The sequence below is a fragment of the Pontibacter actiniarum genome (assembly GCF_003585765.1).
Taxonomy (GTDB): Bacteria; Bacteroidota; Bacteroidia; order Cytophagales; family Hymenobacteraceae; genus Pontibacter; species Pontibacter actiniarum.
The window spans coordinates 1,802,529-1,820,124 of sequence record NZ_CP021235.1 but is presented as its reverse complement, the minus strand read 5'-3'; the positions used below and the strand labels follow the sequence as shown (position 1 = coordinate 1,820,124).

Genomic DNA, 17,596 nt, shown 5'->3' with positions numbered 1-17,596 from the left:
AGAACATCAAAGCCATGAACCCGAAAGTAAAACTCACCTGGAACCTGACCAAGCGAACCTTTAAGGAGTTCGTAGACGACGCACCCCTGGACTATGCCGCCATTATCGGCTTTTATACCATCTTCTCCCTCCCGGCTGTGCTCATTATCACCATCCGCATTGCCGGGGCCGCCTTCGGAGAAGAGGCCGTGCGGGGGGAGCTGGCGAAACAGATTGGCGGCATCATAGGCCGAAGCAGCGCGCAGCAGATCCAGAGCATTGTCGAAAACGCCGACCAGTCTTCTGCCACAACGGTCGGCACCATCATAGGCGTGAGCACCATGATTTTTACGGCCACCACGGTTTTCGTGGCGCTGCAGGACTCCCTGAACAAGATATGGGAAGTAAAGGCAAAGCCGGAGCGGGGCTGGGTAAAGCTGGTTGTTGAGCGGGTGCTGTCGCTTGCCATGGTGGTTAGCCTGGGCTTTTTGCTGTTGGTGTCGCTGGCTGTGGATGTGGTGATGGGGCTGATAAACGATTACCTCCGGGAGCAGTTTTCGGGCGTGGCGGTATACCTGATCACAGCAGGAAACGTGGTGGTGTCGGTACTCATCAGCATCGCGATATTTGCCGCTATCTTCAAAGTGCTGCCCGATGCCAAGATCAGGTGGCCCAACGTGTGGGTGGGGGCTACGGTAACGGCTGTGCTGTTTGTGCTGGGCAAGTACGTCCTCAACATCTACTTCCAGCACAACCCGCTTGCCGATACCTACGGGGCCGCTGGCTCCCTGGTGCTGATCCTGGTCTGGGTGTACTATGCCTCTATTATTTTCCTGCTGGGGGCTGAGTTTACCCAGGTTTTCTCAAGGGAGCACGACCGGGGCATCCAGCCGCAGGACAATGCCGTGAAAGTAGAGACGCATGAGGTAGAGAAGGAAGGGTAGGCTACAGCAGCTATGTTTGGTTTCGGTGCAGCAGCAGGTAGAGCTGCCGGGCCTGTAGGAAGTATAAAACGAAAAGCCGCAGCGCTGCACGGGGGCAGGGCTGCGGCTTTTATAGTTTTTGCGCAGGCAGCGGTTACTGCTTCACAAACTGCATTTCGGTATCGATTGCGTTGCCGCCTGTAAAAAGCTGGATCAGTGCCGGGTCAACCCCGAAGATCTCCGCCAGAATGGCGATCTCGCTTGTTTCGAGGGTGGTGGTAACCTCCAGGTCCTCTTCTGTCAGTGTTTCAACGTCCAGCTCGCCAAAGGTGTCAAGCGTGATTTTGCTCTGGTCGCTGTTAAGCTCCCAGGTGCCGTCAAAGCTTTGGGGCTGGCCGCCCGCTGTGAAATTGGCTGTGTAGGTGTTGTCTTCCTCAAAGTCCAGGACCAGCGTCTGGAACGCGTTGGCGTTGTTGCCGATACCGGGTATGTTAGCCGGGTTGGTGCCATTCAGCCTAATTTGGTCTCCCCTCCACTCGCCCGACACAAGCATGTCTGTTTTGTTGGGTGTAGTGTCTTCATCGTCGTCATCATCGCAGGATACGAGCAGGTTCACGCTCAATAAGAGTGAAAAGTACAGGAGGTATTTTCTCAGATGCATGGGATTGATAAGTTTTAAGTATAGCAGGTATAGCGCAGCAACAGCAAAATGGTTTAGGCATTCGGAAACATTTTTGCCCTGGTGCCCGCGGGTTGCTATATTATGTTCACTTCGGGGTGCAGCCTGATGCCGAACTTGTCTTCCACGGACTGGATGACGTCGAAAGCCAGTTGCTGAATGTCTGCGCCCCTGGCCCCACCGTAGTTTACCAGTACCAGTGCCTGGTTTTTATGCACGCCGTAGTTCCCGATTACTTTTCCTTTCCAGCCGCACTGCTCGATCAGCCACCCGGCCGGCACTTTTACTGTGGTGTCGGAAACAGGGTAGGAGGGCATGGCAGGGTACTGCTTTTGCAGCGCCTGGTACTGGGTGAGCTGTATTTCCGGGTTTTTGAAAAAGCTTCCGGCGTTGCCGATTTGCTTTGGGTCCGGGAGCTTGCTCTGGCGGATGTGGCACACTGCCGCGCTGATGTCCTGGATGCTGGGTTGTTGCACCTGCATTTCCTCCAGCGTACTTGAAATAGCGCCGTAGGAGGTGTTCGGCTTGTGGTGCTTGTGCAGCTTAAACGTGACGTGGGTAACGATAAACTGCCCTTTTAGGTCATTCTTAAAGACGCTCTCGCGGTAGCCGAAACGGCAGGCACTGGTGTCAAAAAGCCGTACCTCACCTGTTTCGATGTGCACGGCCTCCAGTTCTTCAAATACATCCTTCAGTTCCACTCCATAGGCGCCGATGTTCTGCAGGGGCGCAGCGCCGACAGTGCCCGGTATCAGCGACAGGTTTTCGATGCCGCCCAGGTTCAGGCGCAACGTGTGCAGAACAAAGTCGTGCCATACTTCGCCGCCGCCAGCCTGCAGGTACACAAAGTCCTCATCCTCGCGCTGCTTCACAATGCCTTTGATGCCGTTCTGCAGTACCACGCCCTCATAGTCTTTGGTCAGGAGCAAATTGCTGCCGCCGCCAAGTATAAGCTTTGGCTCCTGCTGTAGCTCCGGCATTTGCAGCAGCTCCTGCAGTTCCTGCACCGTCTCGAAGCGGGCGAAGAACTTTGCTTTTGCGTCCATGCCAAAGGTGTTGAAGGGCTTTAGAGAGATATTTGTCTGCAGTTTCATAAGCGGGTGTTTTGCTGCAAAGATAGGCTTTTGCGTTTCGAGTTCCGAATGATGCTCGCAGTGCTGCAACGGAGATGCGCTGATTTTTCTACAAACCCTTTAGCTGTACCCCTAAAAAGAGAAATCCCCTCTTGGAGGGGATTTCTCTTTTTAAGATATGTTTCGGGGGCCTTAGTCATCGAAGAATTTCACACGCTTCGACATCACGATCATCACCACCAACGCCACCACGGCTGAAACAAGCCACATGGCAAAGCGCGGGTAGTTCTGGAAGATAAGGTCGCCGATAAGGAAAAGCGTTGAGTAAACCATTACCACGGCGGCAATCCAGGCTACCAGCAGGTGGTATACTTTGGTCTTCGGCTTGGGTAGCCCCAGCGATTTGCGAACAGGCGCCCAGGCACCGTCCGGCTGAATCTTCTCATAAAATGCCTGCAGTTTCTCCTTCGGCGTCGGGCGCGTCACGTATGTGGCCACAATCCAGGCAACCGTGGTAAAGCCCACCGTCAGGAAGAAGCTGTCCGGGAACTCCCAACCGATCACGTACTTTGCCACACCGTAGCCGATGAAAGGGGCAATGGTGGCGGCAATTTCGCTCCAGGCGTTGATGCGCCACCAGTACCAGCGCAGGATAAGCACGAGGCCAAGACCGGCACCCGCCTCCATGATAAACTTCCAGACGGCGGCAATAGAGGTAATCTGCGTGGTTACAGCCAGCGACACGATCATAAGCAGCAGCGTTGTGATACGGGAAGCGGTTACCAGCTCTTTCTGGCCGGCATCCGGCTTAATAAAGCGGGCGTAGAAGTCGTTGATAATATAGCTGGCTCCCCAGTTAAGCTGTGTGGAGATGGTGCTCATGTAGGCGGCAAAGAACGCCACCAGCAGCAGCCCTTTCAGCCCCGGAGGGAGAAAGTCTTTCATGGCCATAACATAGCCCAGCTTTTCGTTTCCGGGCCCCAGGTTAGGGTAAAGCACGACAGCAGCCAGCGCCACCAAAATCCATGGCCAAGGGCGGATGCAGTAGTGGCCGATCTGGAAGAACAGCGTGGCGTACAGGGCATGCTTCTCGTTTTTCGTACTCATCATTCGCTGCGCGATATAACCGCCGCCGCCAGGCTCGTTGCCCGGGTACCAGCTGGCCCACCACTGTGCCGTCGTGAAGGCCAGGAAAGCCCCCAGCGAGAGGGTAAGCGTTTGCCCTATCTCACTGCCGGAGCCTACGTTCGGGAAGTAGTCCAGGGTGGCAGGCGGGAGTTTTTCCTTCAGGCCGGCTATGCCGCCGATCTGCTCAGAATCTATAACCAGGTACGCCAGGATGATACAGCCTACAATAGCGATCACAAACTGGATAACGTCAGTTATCGCCACGCCCAGCAAACCGGACATAGAGGAGTAGGCCACTACGATAACCATGGCAATGCCAACGTAGATCAGCTGCTCTCCCTTTGGTACTTCAAAAAACACCTCAATAATAGACATCAGGGCCACGTTTACCCAGCCAATGATGAGGCTGTTCATGAATATGCCCAGGTAAATGGAGCGAAAGCCGCGCAAAAACGAAGCGGGCTTGCCGGAGTAGCGCAGCTCAATAAACTCCAGGTCGGTAATGATACCGGCACGGCGCCAGAGGCGGGCAAAAAAGAACGTGGTAAGCAGGCCGCCGAGCAGCATGTTCCACCAAAGCCAGTTGCCGGAGATACCGCTTTGCGCTACAAGCTCTGTTACGGCAAGCGGGGTGTCGGCGGCAAAAGTGGTGGCCACCATGGAGGTGCCGGCAATCCACCAGGGCAGGTTACGGCCGCCAAGGAAGAAGTTGGCCATACTGCCACTGGCCTTGCCTGTGTAGCTAATACCAATTACAAGGGTAATGAGGGCGAAAGCGCCCATCACGATCCAGTCAATCAGGTCGAGGTGCATGAGAGTGTTTTAAGGGTGAATATTTTGCGGGCCGCTACTTAACACAGCCTGCTAAAGGCGCACAAAATAAGAAAAGCTCGATATAGTTGAAAGTGAATGGTCAAAGTTATCACGATGAAATAAAAATAGTTTGGGCGGCAGCTGAAAGAAAGCCCTGTGCCATACCGCACGAAATGCTAACTTTGTGGCTTTAGAAAGTAGAAAGTATGGCGAAGAACATTTCGAAAGAGAACTTTAACATCACGGTTACCACACTGGCTGGTTTAGAGGAGGTGCTGGCAGAGGAGCTGCAAGCGCTGGATATGGAGTTTATCAAGGTGGGGAACCGCGCTGTTTCCTGCTCCGGCAACCTGCGTCAGCTTTACGAGGCAAACCTCTGGTGCCGCACCGCGATCCGCGTGCTCAAGCCCATCCGCAACTTTAAGGCCCGCGATGAGAAAGATCTTTACGAGCAGGTGCAAAAAACAGACTGGACCGAGATCATGGACCTGGGCATGACCTTCGCCATCGATGCGGTGGTGAGCCATTCTACTTTCGAGCACTCGCTGTATGTGTCGCAGCTTGCTAAGGATGCCATCGTGGACCAGTTCCGCAAGAAAACGGGCGAGCGCCCCTCCGTGGACCGTGTTCGGCCTGACGTGCGCCTGAACCTGCACATGCACGAGAACATGGTTACGCTGTCGCTGGACTCCTCCGGCGACTCGCTGCACCGGCGCGGTTACCGCCTGCAGACGAACGTAGCACCCCTGAACGAGGTGTTGGCTGCCGGTATCATCGCGCTTTCGGGCTGGGACCGCAAGTCCACGTTTATCGACCCGATGTGCGGCTCCGGTACTTTCCTGATCGAGGCGGCGCTGATGGCGCAGAACATGGCCCCCGGCCTTTTCCGCCGCGACCCCTATGGCTTTGAGAAGTGGAAAGACTACAATGAGGCCCTTTTCGAAATGGTTTGGACCACGGCCGAGGCCAAGGCGAAAACTGTAGCACAGGCCGAGATTATCGGGTATGACCTGGATGCGGATTACATAGAAGCAGCCCGCGGAAACATTGAAAACGCCGGCCTGCAAAACATCATCAAACTGGAGCAGGCTAACTTTTTCCAGACCAGCTCTCCTTCAGAGCAGGGCGTTGTGGTGATGAACCCGCCTTACAACGAGCGTATACAATCCGACGATATCAACCTGCTTTACAAAAACATAGGCGATACGCTTAAGCAGAACTACCAGGGGTACGATGCCTTTGTGTTTACAGGCAACCTGGAGGCCGCCAAAAATGTGGGCCTGCGCACCTCGCGCCGTGTGCCGCTTTACAATGGCTCTATTGAGTGCCGTTTGCTGAAGTATGAACTATACAGGGGCAGCCGCAAAGGAGGGGAGAAGTAAGGTTTCAATCTTGTTTTAAGACGGCTGTGCCTCTTGTTTGGTGGCCTGTTTGTTTCGCCGAAGCCCGCAGTAAAGCGAGGGCTGGGCGGAGCATTGCTTAAACCAAGTAGATGGAGCGTGCCAAGGGTAAATGTTTCGTAGCTGTACTTGCAGGCACTACTTTTTCGCTTTGCTCAGGCTGTTTAGCTTTATATAATACTCGTCGAGCAAATCATAGATCGCCTTCTGGTCTTTGCCAGAGAATTTAGTATCCCAATCGGTGTTTACTATAAAGTATCGGCCCATTCTTCTGTCTTTGAAAAACCAAATCACAGAGAACATGCCTGGGTCGCCGCCGGTGTGCCCGAAGTTTCCTGTAGAACCGAAGCCCATCGTAATGCCCATGTTGTACTCGTCACTGTACTCACTGGTACTCCTGTCAATGAAGTTCTCTGCCGCAAGCTGTGGTGTAAAGTACTCTTTGTAGCTCTGCCGGGAAAGGATGGTTCCCTTGCCAAAGTACCCTTTCAGGAGTTCCAGAACGTACTTGCTCATGTCTGAACCCGTGGTTAGCAATCCGCCGTCAGGGTAACCAATAAGAGAGTAGTAGGGGTAGGGGGTTGTTTTGTTCTGATAAGTGGGGGAGTAGGAAGAGAAATCAATGGCCTTGAAACTCCAGCCCGATGAATGCATCTCCAAAGGGCGTAAGATGTACTGTGTCGTAAAGGCATCATAAGTCATACCTGTCGCTTTCTCCAAGACCAATGCGGCGAGTGAGGTCCCAACATTTGAGTACGCATACAAGCTCCCGGGTTTACTGTTGGAGAACCCTTCTCTGGCGTACCAGTCTCCATCGGTAGCAAGCAGGTGTTTCAGGAAGTCTTCTAAGGAGGTTTTAGCTGATGGAGGGTTAAACCTTGTTGGCGAAATATCGATGTTAAGATTGCGAGCCAGGTTTACGGTGTCTTTCAGGACCACGTTTCTGGAAAGGTAATCTTCTGTATCTACAATAGAAGACGTATGCGTGACCAGGTGCCGGATGGTGATGGGTACGTCTGGGTATTCTGGATTGCTTACGTTGAAGGAGAGAAAGGTATTGACCGGATCATCTAAGGTGAGTTTGCCTAGTTCCTGCGCTTTGAGAATGGCAAGACCAAGGACGGTCTTAGAGACAGAGGCAACATTTTGAACGGTGTTTTCTGTGTACTTGGCGTTTGTGTTGCTATTCGTAACCCCGAATCCGTTTTGGTACAGCACTTCTTCGTCGTTTACTAAAGCTACGCCAAAGCCGTTAAAACTTGCTGTTTTACTTATCTGAGTCAACTTTTCCGTTAACTCATTTTGGGTTTGCACAAACTCCTCTGAATGTAAGTTCTTCGTTGTACTGCAGGAGCTAAGTATAAAAGCAACAAGTCCAAGTGAAAGTAATCTCTTCATATTCTACGGCTTACTAAACATTTTATTTTGAATTAAACCCTTTTGGGTGCTGTGCCTAAAGGTAGCTGTGCAATGAAAGTATTTTCATTTTCTTAACGGCAAACGGCTAGTACAACCAATGGGTGAAACCATTGGCCGAAGGGTGGTGATTAGCTGCTACTTTCACTAGTTTATCTTCTTGGTCCAGTAAAGGGTTAACATTTTCTAATTTCCCCTTTCACATTGCTGTGAACGTTTTTGCTAAAGAGTGCGCAAATGAGCTTTAGGCTTTTAGAATAGTTAATGCCTTAGCAGTTAGATACATGTTGCGAACTTATGCAGGCTGTGACTTCACCAGTTTTCCTGAAGCCACTTGGGATAAATAAATTCCACGGAAAGATGAGTACATAGAACAGCTAAAAAGCTCAGAGCAACTGCAAATTGCCAAAGAGGGAAATAAAACTTCAAGTCATGTGCTATAGCAAACAGTAACACTGGCGTAAACGCGAAGGAGAAGGCAACACACCATAGAAAAGTATAGGAGGGAGCCTTTCTCCTGCCTAAGTTGAAATTGGTGTAGGAGTGGTAATACAACATGAAAAACGCACAATAGAGAAAGAAAGGGTTATGGTAGTAGTTCACGAAAAAAGTAACTCCTGCAGCACAAAAAACTACAAACCCCAGAAACAAGATGTTTCTTCTATGTAGCAAACGGTGATAGATTCTTATTAGGCAAGAGCAAACGAGAGCCATTGCAATGGAGATACTACTTAAATACAGCCATCCAAAAATAAAGTCCATTTTGCTGTGTGTAACAAGACTAAGCGTTACTATACCTCGTCTCCTGGTGAGAACCTGATTTTTGACAGCATGTATCCTCCAGCTACGGAGGCCAGTGTAATTAATGGAAAGTATAATACAAGGACTGCCTGATTTACTGTCTGGCCTAGTTGAACTTTAGAGAACACATCCTTCAGGAAACAGTAGATTATACTTATATGAATAATTGTTCCTAACAACATGGTGAAGCTCAAAAACTTGTAAGGGTTAACGTTTACGCTTCTGTAAACAAGTATCAGGTGCCATATCAGGAAGCCAAGGAGTAAAAACGGAAGTTGAATCACCAAAAACAAAAGCGCGGCTGCCATTTAACCTCCTTTTTCATAAGTATAACAATATTCAATGATTTTTGCTACAGTGCGTTTACATCGCACTATCGGTCTGTTGGGCGTAGTAGTTCTATCTCTCGAAAAACATGGTCACCCATCTTCTCTAAATCTCCTGTGTCAGTATTAGTTAAAATTATCACACCATTTTTAAATTCATTATCCATTAGCAAAAGTGAATTGAATCCGTTGATACTGCCTCGTCGTTCCAAGACTGGTTTGGAGAATGTTTTATTGTTCAAGTAGAATCCTATTGTTGGATAGCCTCTGGCATACTCGATGAACGCACCTGTCTGAGGTTTAGTAAGAAAAGAGGCTGTAGTTTTAGCGGAGAGCAGTTTGTTTGTTTTTAACCCTTGCACGAATCTGTACAAATCATCTGTTGTGGAGTACACCGCTCCAGCGCCAGTATAATTTGATAAGTAAATCAACGGATCATTATAAAGTGTGTCTTTCTTGCTGCCTGAGCCAAAGGTATAGTTGTGGTAGCCATAAGCTAGGTTTGGGATAACTTCGGACTCCACTATTACGCCAGTGTTTCCCATTCGTAATGGCTCCAGAATATTTGACCTCAACAGTTCGGCAAAGGGCCTTTGAGACACGATTTCCAAGATTCGTGACAAAACGATATAGTCAACGTTGTTGTAATTGAAAGACGAAACTGTTCCTGCGTCTTTCCTTGTTACATACTTTTTTAGATAATCTTCTGTAGAGGCTTGAGAGGTGTACGCCTGCAGTGGTTCATTCTTCAAACCTGAATGATGGGTAAGTAGATCTAGTATTGTTATGTTCTGGCAATCAGGAGGTAAGTCAGGCAAATAGGTTGAGATTCTGTCTTCAAGCTTTAGAAGTGATTTTTCATACATCTGCAGCGCGAGTACGGCTGTAAATGTCTTCGTCATGGAGGCAATGGGAATGCGCGTCTGACCTGTTATGGGAACAGCAAACTGCATGTTTGCACTTCCTTTGTTTATTTTAGAAACAACTCTTCCATCCTTTATAGCCAAAAGAGCACCGTTGAATCTTCCTGCTTCATATTCCGCATCTATAATGCTTTCAATTTTCCCTTGTGAATAGGTGATGTGCGAAATTAGAAAGAAGGCTAGCAGTATAAGTTGTTTCATACTTTGCTGTAAAGGTTGTTTCCGTAGAGCCTAACGTGCTGCGATTTGTAGTGGCGTAGCTATGCTAAAGGGATGAAAAAGTTTACTTTTTGTCTCGTTTAGCTAGTAGCCTTTTGGAGGCAAAATTTTAGATAATTGATCTAAAAAATACTTTACCATCAGAAACAACACCATCAACGATGAGATTTACAACTAATGTGCTGTCAGTTAAAGTAACGATTTTCATCTGCCTCTGTACAGGCCTTTCAGTTTCCTTAATCGTTATGACACTATCGTTCAGCTCCCAAATTGCCTTCCGCTCCACGGGAAGCGAAATACCAATAAAGGATCGCTCCACATCCATGTAGACGAGCTTATGGCCTGGCATAAAATCATACTTATTCACTTGCATCATTAAATCCGCTTGGGCATCAAAAGCTATCCTGTCCTTCTCGGACATGGTTGCATAATTTGATGAATTCCTGATTTTTTCCAGAGCCTCACTCTTTGTTAGTTTCCATGAACCAATGAGAGTTGGAGGGTGCTGCTGTGCAGACAGAGAAATAAAAAGAACCAGCAGTATCATTGGCGTGATTAAGGTCTTTTTCATTTTTATATAAACTGTATGGTTCGGTAAAAACTTTAACTCATTGTATAAGATAAGCTTTTAGTCGGCTGAAGTTATGTAATATGGATCAACGGTCTCGTGTAAACAACGTGCTAGGCCGTCGGCCGAAGCATGATGTTTACACAGTGTTAGCCAATGTTTTTATTTGATTTTTTTCAAATTGTAATATTGGGCCAATACCACTGTATCTGGTTCTGAAGTAGTAAGACCGTCTTTGAAGTAGATAATATTATTCTTTTCCTTAATAATCAAAGAGTCAGGTGAGATTTTTTCTATCACAAATGACTTCAGATATTTTGGCTCCGATACATTAATGAAACTTAGCTCTTTATTTTCATTATCGCTTGTCAGTAGATTGAGACTATAGAACCGCTCAACCCCTTTATAAACATTTAACTGCTCTCCTTGAAAATCAAACCTTATGGAATCAACGGTTTCTTTGATTTTATTTTTCGTTAAAGCTGTTGCTAAATCTTCGTTGGCTGTTGCTTCTTGTTGAATCTTTATTTCGCGTTCTTCAATGTAAGAGCCGCTCCAACTTCCTTGCAAGTCTATTTTTATATCTTCGGTTGGGGTCGATGATGTACAGCTACCTGTTATCATCGAAAACAGTAGAATAATTGCGTTGAAATTTTTCATTTAAATATTGGATAATCACTGTATAAAAGGAACTCTTCCGGTTATCTGCCTAATGTGTGGAGGTCGGAGCTACAAGCTTAAGTGCTTGTTTAATTAATAGAAGGTATGTAAAAAACTTAATATTTCAAAACAGCCAGTGAGAGATGTCTCTAAAGGGAAGCCAATATAAAACAGCAGCGGGAGCACCTTTTGTGGATGCTCCCGCTGCTGTTTTATGCCGCTAAGAAAAGACTAAAGCCTTCTGATCTGTGCGCCAAGAGCGTTTAAGCGGCCGTCAATGTTCTGATAGCCCCGATCAATCTGCTCTACGTTGTCGATGATGCTCTTCCCTTCGGCTGATAAGGCGGCGATGAGTAGCGCTACACCGGCACGGATGTCGGGAGAGGTCATGCGGATGCCACGCAGTGGGATCTGCTTGTTTAGGCCGATCACAGTAGCGCGGTGCGGGTCACAAAGTATGATTTGGGCGCCCATGTCAATGAGCTTATCAACAAAGAACAGGCGGCTTTCAAACATCTTTTGGTGGATGAGCACGGTGCCTTTGGCCTGCGTGGCAACCACCAGCGCCACACTCAGCAGGTCCGGGGTTAGCCCCGGCCAGGTATGGTCCGATATGTTCAGGATGCTGCCGTCGATATAGGTGTCAACCTCATAGCGGTCCTGCTCGGGAATAAAGATGTCATCGCCGCGGAACTCCATTTTAATGCCCAGGCGCTGAAACGTATCCGGAATCAGGCCAAGCTCAGGTATCTGGCAGTTCTTGATGGTGATTTCGGAGCCCGTCATGGCGGCTAAACCTATGAAGGAGCCGATCTCAATCATGTCTGGCAGCATGCGGTGCTCAGTGCCTCCGAGCTTCTCCACGCCCTCAATTACCAGCAGGTTAGAGCCTGTGCCGCTGATTTTGGCACCCATGCGAATGAGCATGCGGCAAAGCTGCTGCACATAAGGCTCGCAGGCGGCATTGTAGATGGTGGTAACCCCCTCGGCCAGCACGGCAGCCATCAGGATATTGGCCGTTCCGGTTACTGAGGCTTCGTCCAGCAGCATATAAGCGCCTTTCAGCCGCTCTGCAGTGGCGCTGTAGAAAATATCCGGCGTGTCATAGTTAAACTTGGCGCCGAGCTTTTCCAGACCGATAAAGTGCGTGTCCAGCCGGCGGCGGCCAATCTTATCGCCACCCGGCTTTGGCATTTTAGCTTCGCCAAAGCGTGCCAGCAGCGGTCCTACAATCATCACGGAGCCACGGATAGCGCGGCCCTGCTCCACAAACTTTTCGGTTTGCAGGTACTCAAGGTTAACATCGTCTGCCTGAAAAACATAGGTGTCCGGGGCCGTGCGGCTCACCTTTACGCCCATATCCCCAAGCAGCTCGATCAATTTATTTACATCCCGAATGTCTGGTACATTGGAGATCGTGACAGGTTCAGCGGTTAGCAGCACAGCGCACAGAATCTGCAGGGCTTCGTTTTTTGCCCCCTGCGGATATATCTCACCCTTCAGCTTGTTGCCGCCTATTACTTCAAAAGAAGCCATGTATTACTTATTTCTTTGATTAGAAGAACGATTATTATTTTTCTTGTTGCGCGGGCTTTGGTTCTGCTGAGAGCGCTGGAAGCTGTTGTTGTCCTGCTGCCTGCCCGGGTTAGACTCAAACAGGTTGTTGCTCTCGATGTAGTGCAGGTCCATGTCCAGCTGGCCGTTGGAGATCTGGCGGATATCCCCCAGGATCACATCGTCCGTAATGTTCTCTTTGTTGTACGACTTGTAGAGCGTTTTCATGAGCTTGCCGATAGAGATAATCGCCGCCTCGCGCTCTTTCTCGTCTTCCAGCTCAGTGGCGCGCTGCACCAGCAGCTCCACATTTTTGCCGTAATGCTTAAAGTTCGGCGTATCCAGCGGGTACTCCATTTTCTGCGGCTTGTCGTTCAGGTACTCCATGGCGCTAAGCTTGTAGGGCGCATCAACGTCCAGGTTGGAGCCAGCCATTACAAACAGGTGGTTCCACAGCTTTTGTTGGTAATCCTGGGTGTCGCGCAGCTGGGGGTTCAGCTTTGCCATCAGGTTGATGAGCAGCTGCGACAGCCTGGTGCGTTCATCACGGTCTTCCAGTTTGGTAATATAGTTTACCAGGTCCTGCACGTTGCGGCCGTACTCGCGCAGCAGAAGGTCTTGTTTAAAAGAGGTACTAGCTTCCATTATCGTTGTTGAGTGTAGTCAAAATTAGAGATTAGAAATTATAAATTACGTAAGCCCTATATTAAAAGATGATAAAGCCCTCGCTTTACCCTATAAAAGCTGCAAAGTATGCGTGCAGCGGAGCACAACGCTCTTCAATTTCTAATTTTTAATTCAGAATTTCTAATTAATCGTTAGTTGTGTATACGCAGCTTGGCAAAGCTCAGCAACAGTGTTTTTTCGCCTACCTCATCAAAGTTGATAATGGCCTTGGTGCTGTTGCCCTGCGTGTCCATCTTTGTGACTACGCCAAAGCCAAACTTAGGATGCTCTACCTTCATGCCAGCGGCCAGGGTGGAGGTGTCGTCTGGTTTAAAGTCGGCAGGTGCGGTGTAGTTGCTGGCTACCTGCTTGCGTGGTGCCGGTGTTACCAGGTTGCTCTTGCGCTGCAGTACGCGGTCAAACACGTTCCCCCCGGTGTTGCTCTCCCCATACTTGAAGTTGATGAACTTCGGGTCTATCTCGTCCAGGAAGCGGCTTTTCTCGCAGGCGCGCAGGTTGCCCCACTGGTAGCGGCTGGTGGCGTAGGTTAAGTACAGTTTCTTCTCGGCACGGGTAATAGCCACGTAAAACAGCCGGCGCTCCTCCTCCAGGTCTGCCCGGGAGTTGAGCATCATCTGGCTCGGGAAGAGGTTCTCTTCCATCCCCACGATAAACACGTTCTTAAACTCCAGGCCCTTGGCCGAGTGTATGGTCATCAGGGTAACGAACTCCCCATCGTCATCGGCCTTGGTGTCGGCATCCGTGATGAGGGCGATGTCCTGCAGGAAGGCATCAAGGCTCTTGTCGTCCTTCTCCGGGTCGTCCACATACTCTTTGATACCATTCAGGAGCTCCTGTATGTTTTCGTAGCGGGCCAGCCCCTCCACGGTCTTATCCTGGTGCAGTTCGTCCACAATGCCGGAGTGCTTGGCAATGTGCTTGGCCACATCAAAGGCATCCGAATTCTGCGCGATTCGGGCAAAATCCTTGATCATGATAGAGAAGTTCTCTATGGCCGTGCCCACGCGGTTGCCCAAAAACTGGCCGGCGTTCTGCACTACCTCCCAAACGGAGTGGTTTGTTTCGTTGGCCGTAACAAACAGCTTTTGTTCCGTTGTCTCGCCAATGCCGCGCTTCGGGTAATTGATCACACGGCGCAGTGCCTGCTCATCGTTCGGGTTTACCGTCAGGCGCAGGTACGCTATCAGGTCCTTGATCTCCTTGCGTTGGTAGAAGGAGAGGCCGCCGATGATCTTATACTTGATGTTCATGCGGCGCAGCGCCTCCTCCATGGCTCTCGACTGCGCGTTGGTGCGGTAAAGTATGGCAAAGTCGTCGTAGGAGAGGTGGTTGCTCATCTTCTCCTCGAAGATCGTTGTCGCCACCAGTTTGCCTTCCTCGTTGTCGGAGTTGGCCTTGATCACCTCGATCAGCGGGCCCTGCTCATTGTCGGTAAAGACCTCTTTGCGCAGCTGTGCCTGGTTGTGCTTGATCACGGAGTTGGCCGCGTGCACAATGTTTTTGGTAGAGCGGTAGTTCTGCTCCAGCTTAAACACTTGCAGCTCCGGGTAGTCGCGCTCAAAGTTGAGGATGTTCTGGATGTCAGCGCCGCGGAAGGCGTAGATCGACTGTGCGTCGTCGCCTACCACCACGATGTTCTGGTTCTTGGCAGCCAGTTTACGGGTGATCAGGTACTGGGAGTAGTTGGTATCCTGGTACTCGTCCACCATCACGTAGTGGAAGATGTGCTGGTACTTGTTCAGGGCGTCCGGGTGGTCTTTGAAGAGCACATTGGTGTTGAACAGCAGGTCGTCAAAGTCCATGGCGCCCGCACGGAAGCAGCGGCTCTGGTACATCTCGTAGATCTTGCCGATTTTAGGGCGCATGGCAGCTTCGTCGTCGGCCTGTATTACCGGGTCGTTGATGTACTGCTTTACCGAGATCAGCTTGTTTTTGGCAGACGAGATGCGGCCGAGCACCACGTTCGGCTTGTACAGCTTGTCATCCAGGTTCATCTCCTTCACAATGTTGCGAATGAGCGTTTTGGAGTCGTCCGAGTCGTAGATGGTGAAGCTCTTCGGGTAGCCGATCTTGTCGGCTTCGGCCCGGAGGATGCGTGAGAACACCGAGTGGAAGGTTCCCATCCAGATGTTCTTGGCCTCGTTGCCGATCACCTTCTCAATACGGTGGCGCATTTCTTTGGCCGCCTTGTTGGTAAAGGTCAGGGCCAGTATGTTAAACGGGTCCACACCCTGGCTGATGAGGTGGGCGATACGATAGGTAAGTACTCTTGTTTTACCCGATCCTGCGCCCGCAATAATCATGGCCGGTCCGTTGGTGTGCAGTACCGCCGCCCGCTGCGACTCGTTCAGTAAGCTTATATAATCCATTTCTTCTCTTCCGCGTGCTTAAAAATCTATGCAATTTACGAATTCAATTCCTTTTTCAGAACGGGAGCCGCTTTAAGTTCCGCCAGGGGCACCGCCCGCACTGCAGAATCGCTCCTCAGGATGAACACCTTTGGCGGGCAAAGCGTTTAGTTGGCAGCAGAACTATAACAATTATCGTAACTTGGCGCTGCGGAGCCGTTTTGGTAGCATTTTTGATTAAAAAGGTTGAAGTGCTTTACTTTGCAGCCTCACCAAGGCTTTATTTGACGAACCCTGATGCAGTATACCAGATCATACCACGTGCCGAAAATGAAGAAGTTCCTGCTGTTGCTCCTGTTGGGCGGCATCAGCCAGGTAGGAGTGGCACAGACAGCCCCTGCCAAAAAAGCGGCGCCGAAGACACAGAAGGCGCAGCCGGCGGCGAAGAAGCCCGCCGCGCCCCAGGCAAAGCCGGTGGCCACGGCAAGCGCCAAGCAGCTTTCCCCGGCACCGGCGCCCGTTATCAGGCGGGTGTGGCGCACACCTGCCATGGATGAGGCCATGTATTATTATACCTCGCTGGACTTCCAGAAGGCGCAGGACAAGTTTAACGAGGCAGCCCGTCAGGGCGACCACGACGCTTACTATTTTCTGGGCCGCATGCAGCAGTACCGCGAGTTGAAGTATGATTCGGTGGTGATAGACACCCTGCAACAGGTGCAGCACGCCGAGAAGTTCTTCGCCGCCAACCGCGACTCTGCCCGCTACTACTACCAAACGGCGCTGGACAGCGGCAGCGTACTGGGGCACCTGGGCATGGCCGAGCTGATGACACTGCACACGGAAGACGATAAACAGCGCTTTTTGCAGCACATGCGCACGGCAGCCATGGTTATCCGGGAGAAGGCGGTAGAGGGCGATGCCTTCTGTAACCGCATCCTGGGCAGCATGTACTATACCGGCTTTGGGGAATTGCAGGACTATGCCCTGGCCCATAATTACCTGTTCCGTGCCGCGCAGGCCAATGATGCCGTTTCCTACACGTCCCTGGCCAACCTCTACCTGAACGGGGAGGGAGTGGGCAAAGACCTGGAGAAGGCCGTTTACTGGCTGAATAAAGGCGTTGCGGCCGGCGATCGGGAGGCGATTTATACCTTGGCGCTGCTTCACGAAGAAGGCACGCTGGGCGAGATTAAAATTGATGAGGCCCGCAGGCTCTACCGCCAGGCGGTGGCCAAGGGAAGCGTGAACGCCTATGAGCAGCTGCGCTACATAAACGAGACGCCAAACCAGAAAGTGGTGGTGGCCGCCGTGAACCGTGACCCCGACATGCTCAAGCGTGCCATAGCCGCCGGAGGCGATGTTAACACGCAGGCTGTGCCGAATGAGTATGATGCGAACCTGCAAAAGCGAACGCCGCTCATGCACGCGATTTATGTGCCGATGCTGCTGGAGGGCTATGGGGTAATTTACGAGCCGGAGGTGCGCCTGAAAACTACCAGCCTTCTCCTGGCTAACGGGGCGGACGTGAATGCGCAGGATTTAAACGGGCAGACGGCACTGCATTACGTTGTGCGAAGCTCCCGCATAAAAACAGAGTTCTACGAGCAGGAGCAGGTTCAGCTGATTGACACCCTTATCGCGAATGGCGCCAACCCAAACATCAAGGACAACGAAGGCAACACCGTGCTGGCGCAGGCCCTGCACTCCACCATCGGGCAGCATATTGGCATACTGGAGCTGGAGAAGCTGCTTCAGGCCGGCGCCGACCCAAATGTTCAGAATAATGCTGGCAAAACGCCGCTGATGCTGGCCTGTGAGATTGACGCCAACTTCGAGATTATACTTGCGCTGCTGCAGGCCGGTGCCGATGCCAGCCTGAAAGACAGCACCGGCAAGGCCGCCATAGACTATACCAAGCACGAAAACGTGCAGAACATACTACTGGCTTCCGGCTCGCCCAGGAGGCAGCAGTAAGTGCGGCTACTGAAATAAAACAGAAAAGAGGCGCCCCGGAGCGCCTCTTTTTTTGCTGGTCTGCATGGCCGGGCGTCAGACAACCGAAGGCATTCTGCGTTTTAAACTATTTTCTGTCTACC

General features: G+C 50.7%; 14 protein-coding genes. 3 read left to right on the top strand and 11 right to left on the bottom strand.

Annotation, left to right across the window (positions count from 1 at the left end):
• Positions 1 to 14 precede the first annotated feature (14 nt).
• Entirely contained in the window at positions 15 to 923 is a 909-nt protein-coding gene (locus tag CA264_RS07890) for a YihY/virulence factor BrkB family protein (protein ID WP_025606113.1), read from the top strand.
• Between the two features lie 133 nt (positions 924 to 1,056).
• On the opposite strand, the gene CA264_RS07885 is transcribed toward CA264_RS07890, so the two are convergent.
• The 3 genes from CA264_RS07885 to CA264_RS07875 form a co-directional block, all read right to left on the bottom strand.
• Entirely contained in the window at positions 1,057 to 1,563 is a 507-nt protein-coding gene (locus tag CA264_RS07885) for a lipocalin family protein (RefSeq protein ID WP_025606111.1), read from the bottom strand.
• Between the two features lie 95 nt (positions 1,564 to 1,658).
• Positions 1,659 to 2,675 carry a UDP-N-acetylmuramate dehydrogenase gene (gene murB / locus CA264_RS07880; RefSeq protein ID WP_025606109.1) on the bottom strand — a complete coding sequence of 339 codons (1,017 nt, stop codon included), beginning with the start codon at positions 2,673 to 2,675 and terminating at the stop codon, positions 1,659 to 1,661.
• A gap of 171 nt (positions 2,676 to 2,846) precedes the next feature.
• A complete protein-coding gene (locus CA264_RS07875; protein WP_025606107.1) occupies positions 2,847 to 4,595 on the bottom strand; it encodes a sodium:solute symporter family protein in 1,749 nt (582 codons plus the stop codon).
• Between the two features lie 206 nt (positions 4,596 to 4,801).
• On the opposite strand from CA264_RS07875, the gene CA264_RS07870 reads away from it, so the two are divergent.
• Complete coding sequence (locus CA264_RS07870) at positions 4,802 to 5,977, top strand: THUMP domain-containing class I SAM-dependent RNA methyltransferase (protein ID WP_025606106.1); 1,176 nt, start codon at positions 4,802 to 4,804, stop codon at positions 5,975 to 5,977.
• A 156-nt stretch (positions 5,978 to 6,133) separates the two neighbouring features.
• Here CA264_RS07870 and CA264_RS07865 read toward each other — a convergent pair whose 3' ends face one another.
• The 8 genes from CA264_RS07865 to CA264_RS07830 all read right to left on the bottom strand — a co-directional run bounded on the left by CA264_RS07865 (position 6,134) and on the right by CA264_RS07830 (position 15,518).
• Positions 6,134 to 7,393: a serine hydrolase domain-containing protein gene (locus tag CA264_RS07865; protein ID WP_025606104.1), complete on the bottom strand. Its 1,260-nt coding sequence runs from the start codon at positions 7,391 to 7,393 to the stop codon at positions 6,134 to 6,136.
• Between the two features lie 809 nt (positions 7,394 to 8,202).
• A complete protein-coding gene (locus CA264_RS07860) occupies positions 8,203 to 8,520 on the bottom strand; it encodes a hypothetical protein (protein WP_025606100.1) in 318 nt (105 codons plus the stop codon).
• A gap of 65 nt (positions 8,521 to 8,585) precedes the next feature.
• Positions 8,586 to 9,662, bottom strand: coding sequence for a serine hydrolase domain-containing protein (locus CA264_RS07855; RefSeq protein ID WP_025606098.1), 1,077 nt, complete (start codon positions 9,660 to 9,662; stop codon positions 8,586 to 8,588).
• Between the two features lie 127 nt (positions 9,663 to 9,789).
• A complete protein-coding gene (locus CA264_RS07850; protein ID WP_025606096.1) occupies positions 9,790 to 10,251 on the bottom strand; it encodes a lipocalin-like domain-containing protein in 462 nt (153 codons plus the stop codon).
• A gap of 159 nt (positions 10,252 to 10,410) precedes the next feature.
• Positions 10,411 to 10,908, bottom strand: coding sequence for a hypothetical protein (locus CA264_RS07845; protein WP_025606094.1), 498 nt, complete (start codon positions 10,906 to 10,908; stop codon positions 10,411 to 10,413).
• A gap of 231 nt (positions 10,909 to 11,139) precedes the next feature.
• Positions 11,140 to 12,444 carry a UDP-N-acetylglucosamine 1-carboxyvinyltransferase gene (gene murA, locus CA264_RS07840; protein ID WP_025606092.1) on the bottom strand — a complete coding sequence of 435 codons (1,305 nt, stop codon included), beginning with the start codon at positions 12,442 to 12,444 and terminating at the stop codon, positions 11,140 to 11,142.
• A 3-nt stretch (positions 12,445 to 12,447) separates the two neighbouring features.
• Positions 12,448 to 13,107, bottom strand: coding sequence for a DUF4290 domain-containing protein (locus CA264_RS07835; RefSeq protein ID WP_025606090.1), 660 nt, complete (start codon positions 13,105 to 13,107; stop codon positions 12,448 to 12,450).
• Positions 13,108 to 13,280: 173 nt separating this feature from the next.
• Positions 13,281 to 15,518, bottom strand: coding sequence for an ATP-dependent helicase (locus tag CA264_RS07830; protein WP_025606088.1), 2,238 nt, complete (start codon positions 15,516 to 15,518; stop codon positions 13,281 to 13,283).
• A 276-nt stretch (positions 15,519 to 15,794) separates the two neighbouring features.
• Between CA264_RS07830 and CA264_RS07825 the strand changes: the two genes are divergently transcribed.
• Positions 15,795 to 17,474, top strand: coding sequence for an ankyrin repeat domain-containing protein (locus tag CA264_RS07825; protein ID WP_237151196.1), 1,680 nt, complete (start codon positions 15,795 to 15,797; stop codon positions 17,472 to 17,474).
• The last annotated feature ends 122 nt before the right edge of the window (positions 17,475 to 17,596 follow it).

Bases quoted from the DNA above. Each gene is read 5' to 3' on its own strand.
- CA264_RS07890 (WP_025606113.1), top strand. From the start codon at position 15: ATGAACCCGAAAGTAAAACTCACCTGGAACCTGACCAAGCGAACCTTT.
- CA264_RS07885 (WP_025606111.1), bottom strand. From the start codon at position 1,563: ATGCATCTGAGAAAATACCTCCTGTACTTTTCACTCTTATTGAGCGTG.
- murB (WP_025606109.1), bottom strand. From the start codon at position 2,675: ATGAAACTGCAGACAAATATCTCTCTAAAGCCCTTCAACACCTTTGGC.
- CA264_RS07875 (WP_025606107.1), bottom strand. From the start codon at position 4,595: ATGCACCTCGACCTGATTGACTGGATCGTGATGGGCGCTTTCGCCCTC.
- CA264_RS07870 (WP_025606106.1), top strand. From the start codon at position 4,802: ATGGCGAAGAACATTTCGAAAGAGAACTTTAACATCACGGTTACCACA.
- CA264_RS07865 (WP_025606104.1), bottom strand. From the start codon at position 7,393: ATGAAGAGATTACTTTCACTTGGACTTGTTGCTTTTATACTTAGCTCC.
- CA264_RS07860 (WP_025606100.1), bottom strand. From the start codon at position 8,520: ATGGCAGCCGCGCTTTTGTTTTTGGTGATTCAACTTCCGTTTTTACTC.
- CA264_RS07855 (WP_025606098.1), bottom strand. From the start codon at position 9,662: ATGAAACAACTTATACTGCTAGCCTTCTTTCTAATTTCGCACATCACC.
- CA264_RS07850 (WP_025606096.1), bottom strand. From the start codon at position 10,251: ATGAAAAAGACCTTAATCACGCCAATGATACTGCTGGTTCTTTTTATT.
- CA264_RS07845 (WP_025606094.1), bottom strand. From the start codon at position 10,908: ATGAAAAATTTCAACGCAATTATTCTACTGTTTTCGATGATAACAGGT.
- murA (WP_025606092.1), bottom strand. From the start codon at position 12,444: ATGGCTTCTTTTGAAGTAATAGGCGGCAACAAGCTGAAGGGTGAGATA.
- CA264_RS07835 (WP_025606090.1), bottom strand. From the start codon at position 13,107: ATGGAAGCTAGTACCTCTTTTAAACAAGACCTTCTGCTGCGCGAGTAC.
- CA264_RS07830 (WP_025606088.1), bottom strand. From the start codon at position 15,518: ATGGATTATATAAGCTTACTGAACGAGTCGCAGCGGGCGGCGGTACTG.
- CA264_RS07825 (WP_237151196.1), top strand. From the start codon at position 15,795: ATGCAGTATACCAGATCATACCACGTGCCGAAAATGAAGAAGTTCCTG.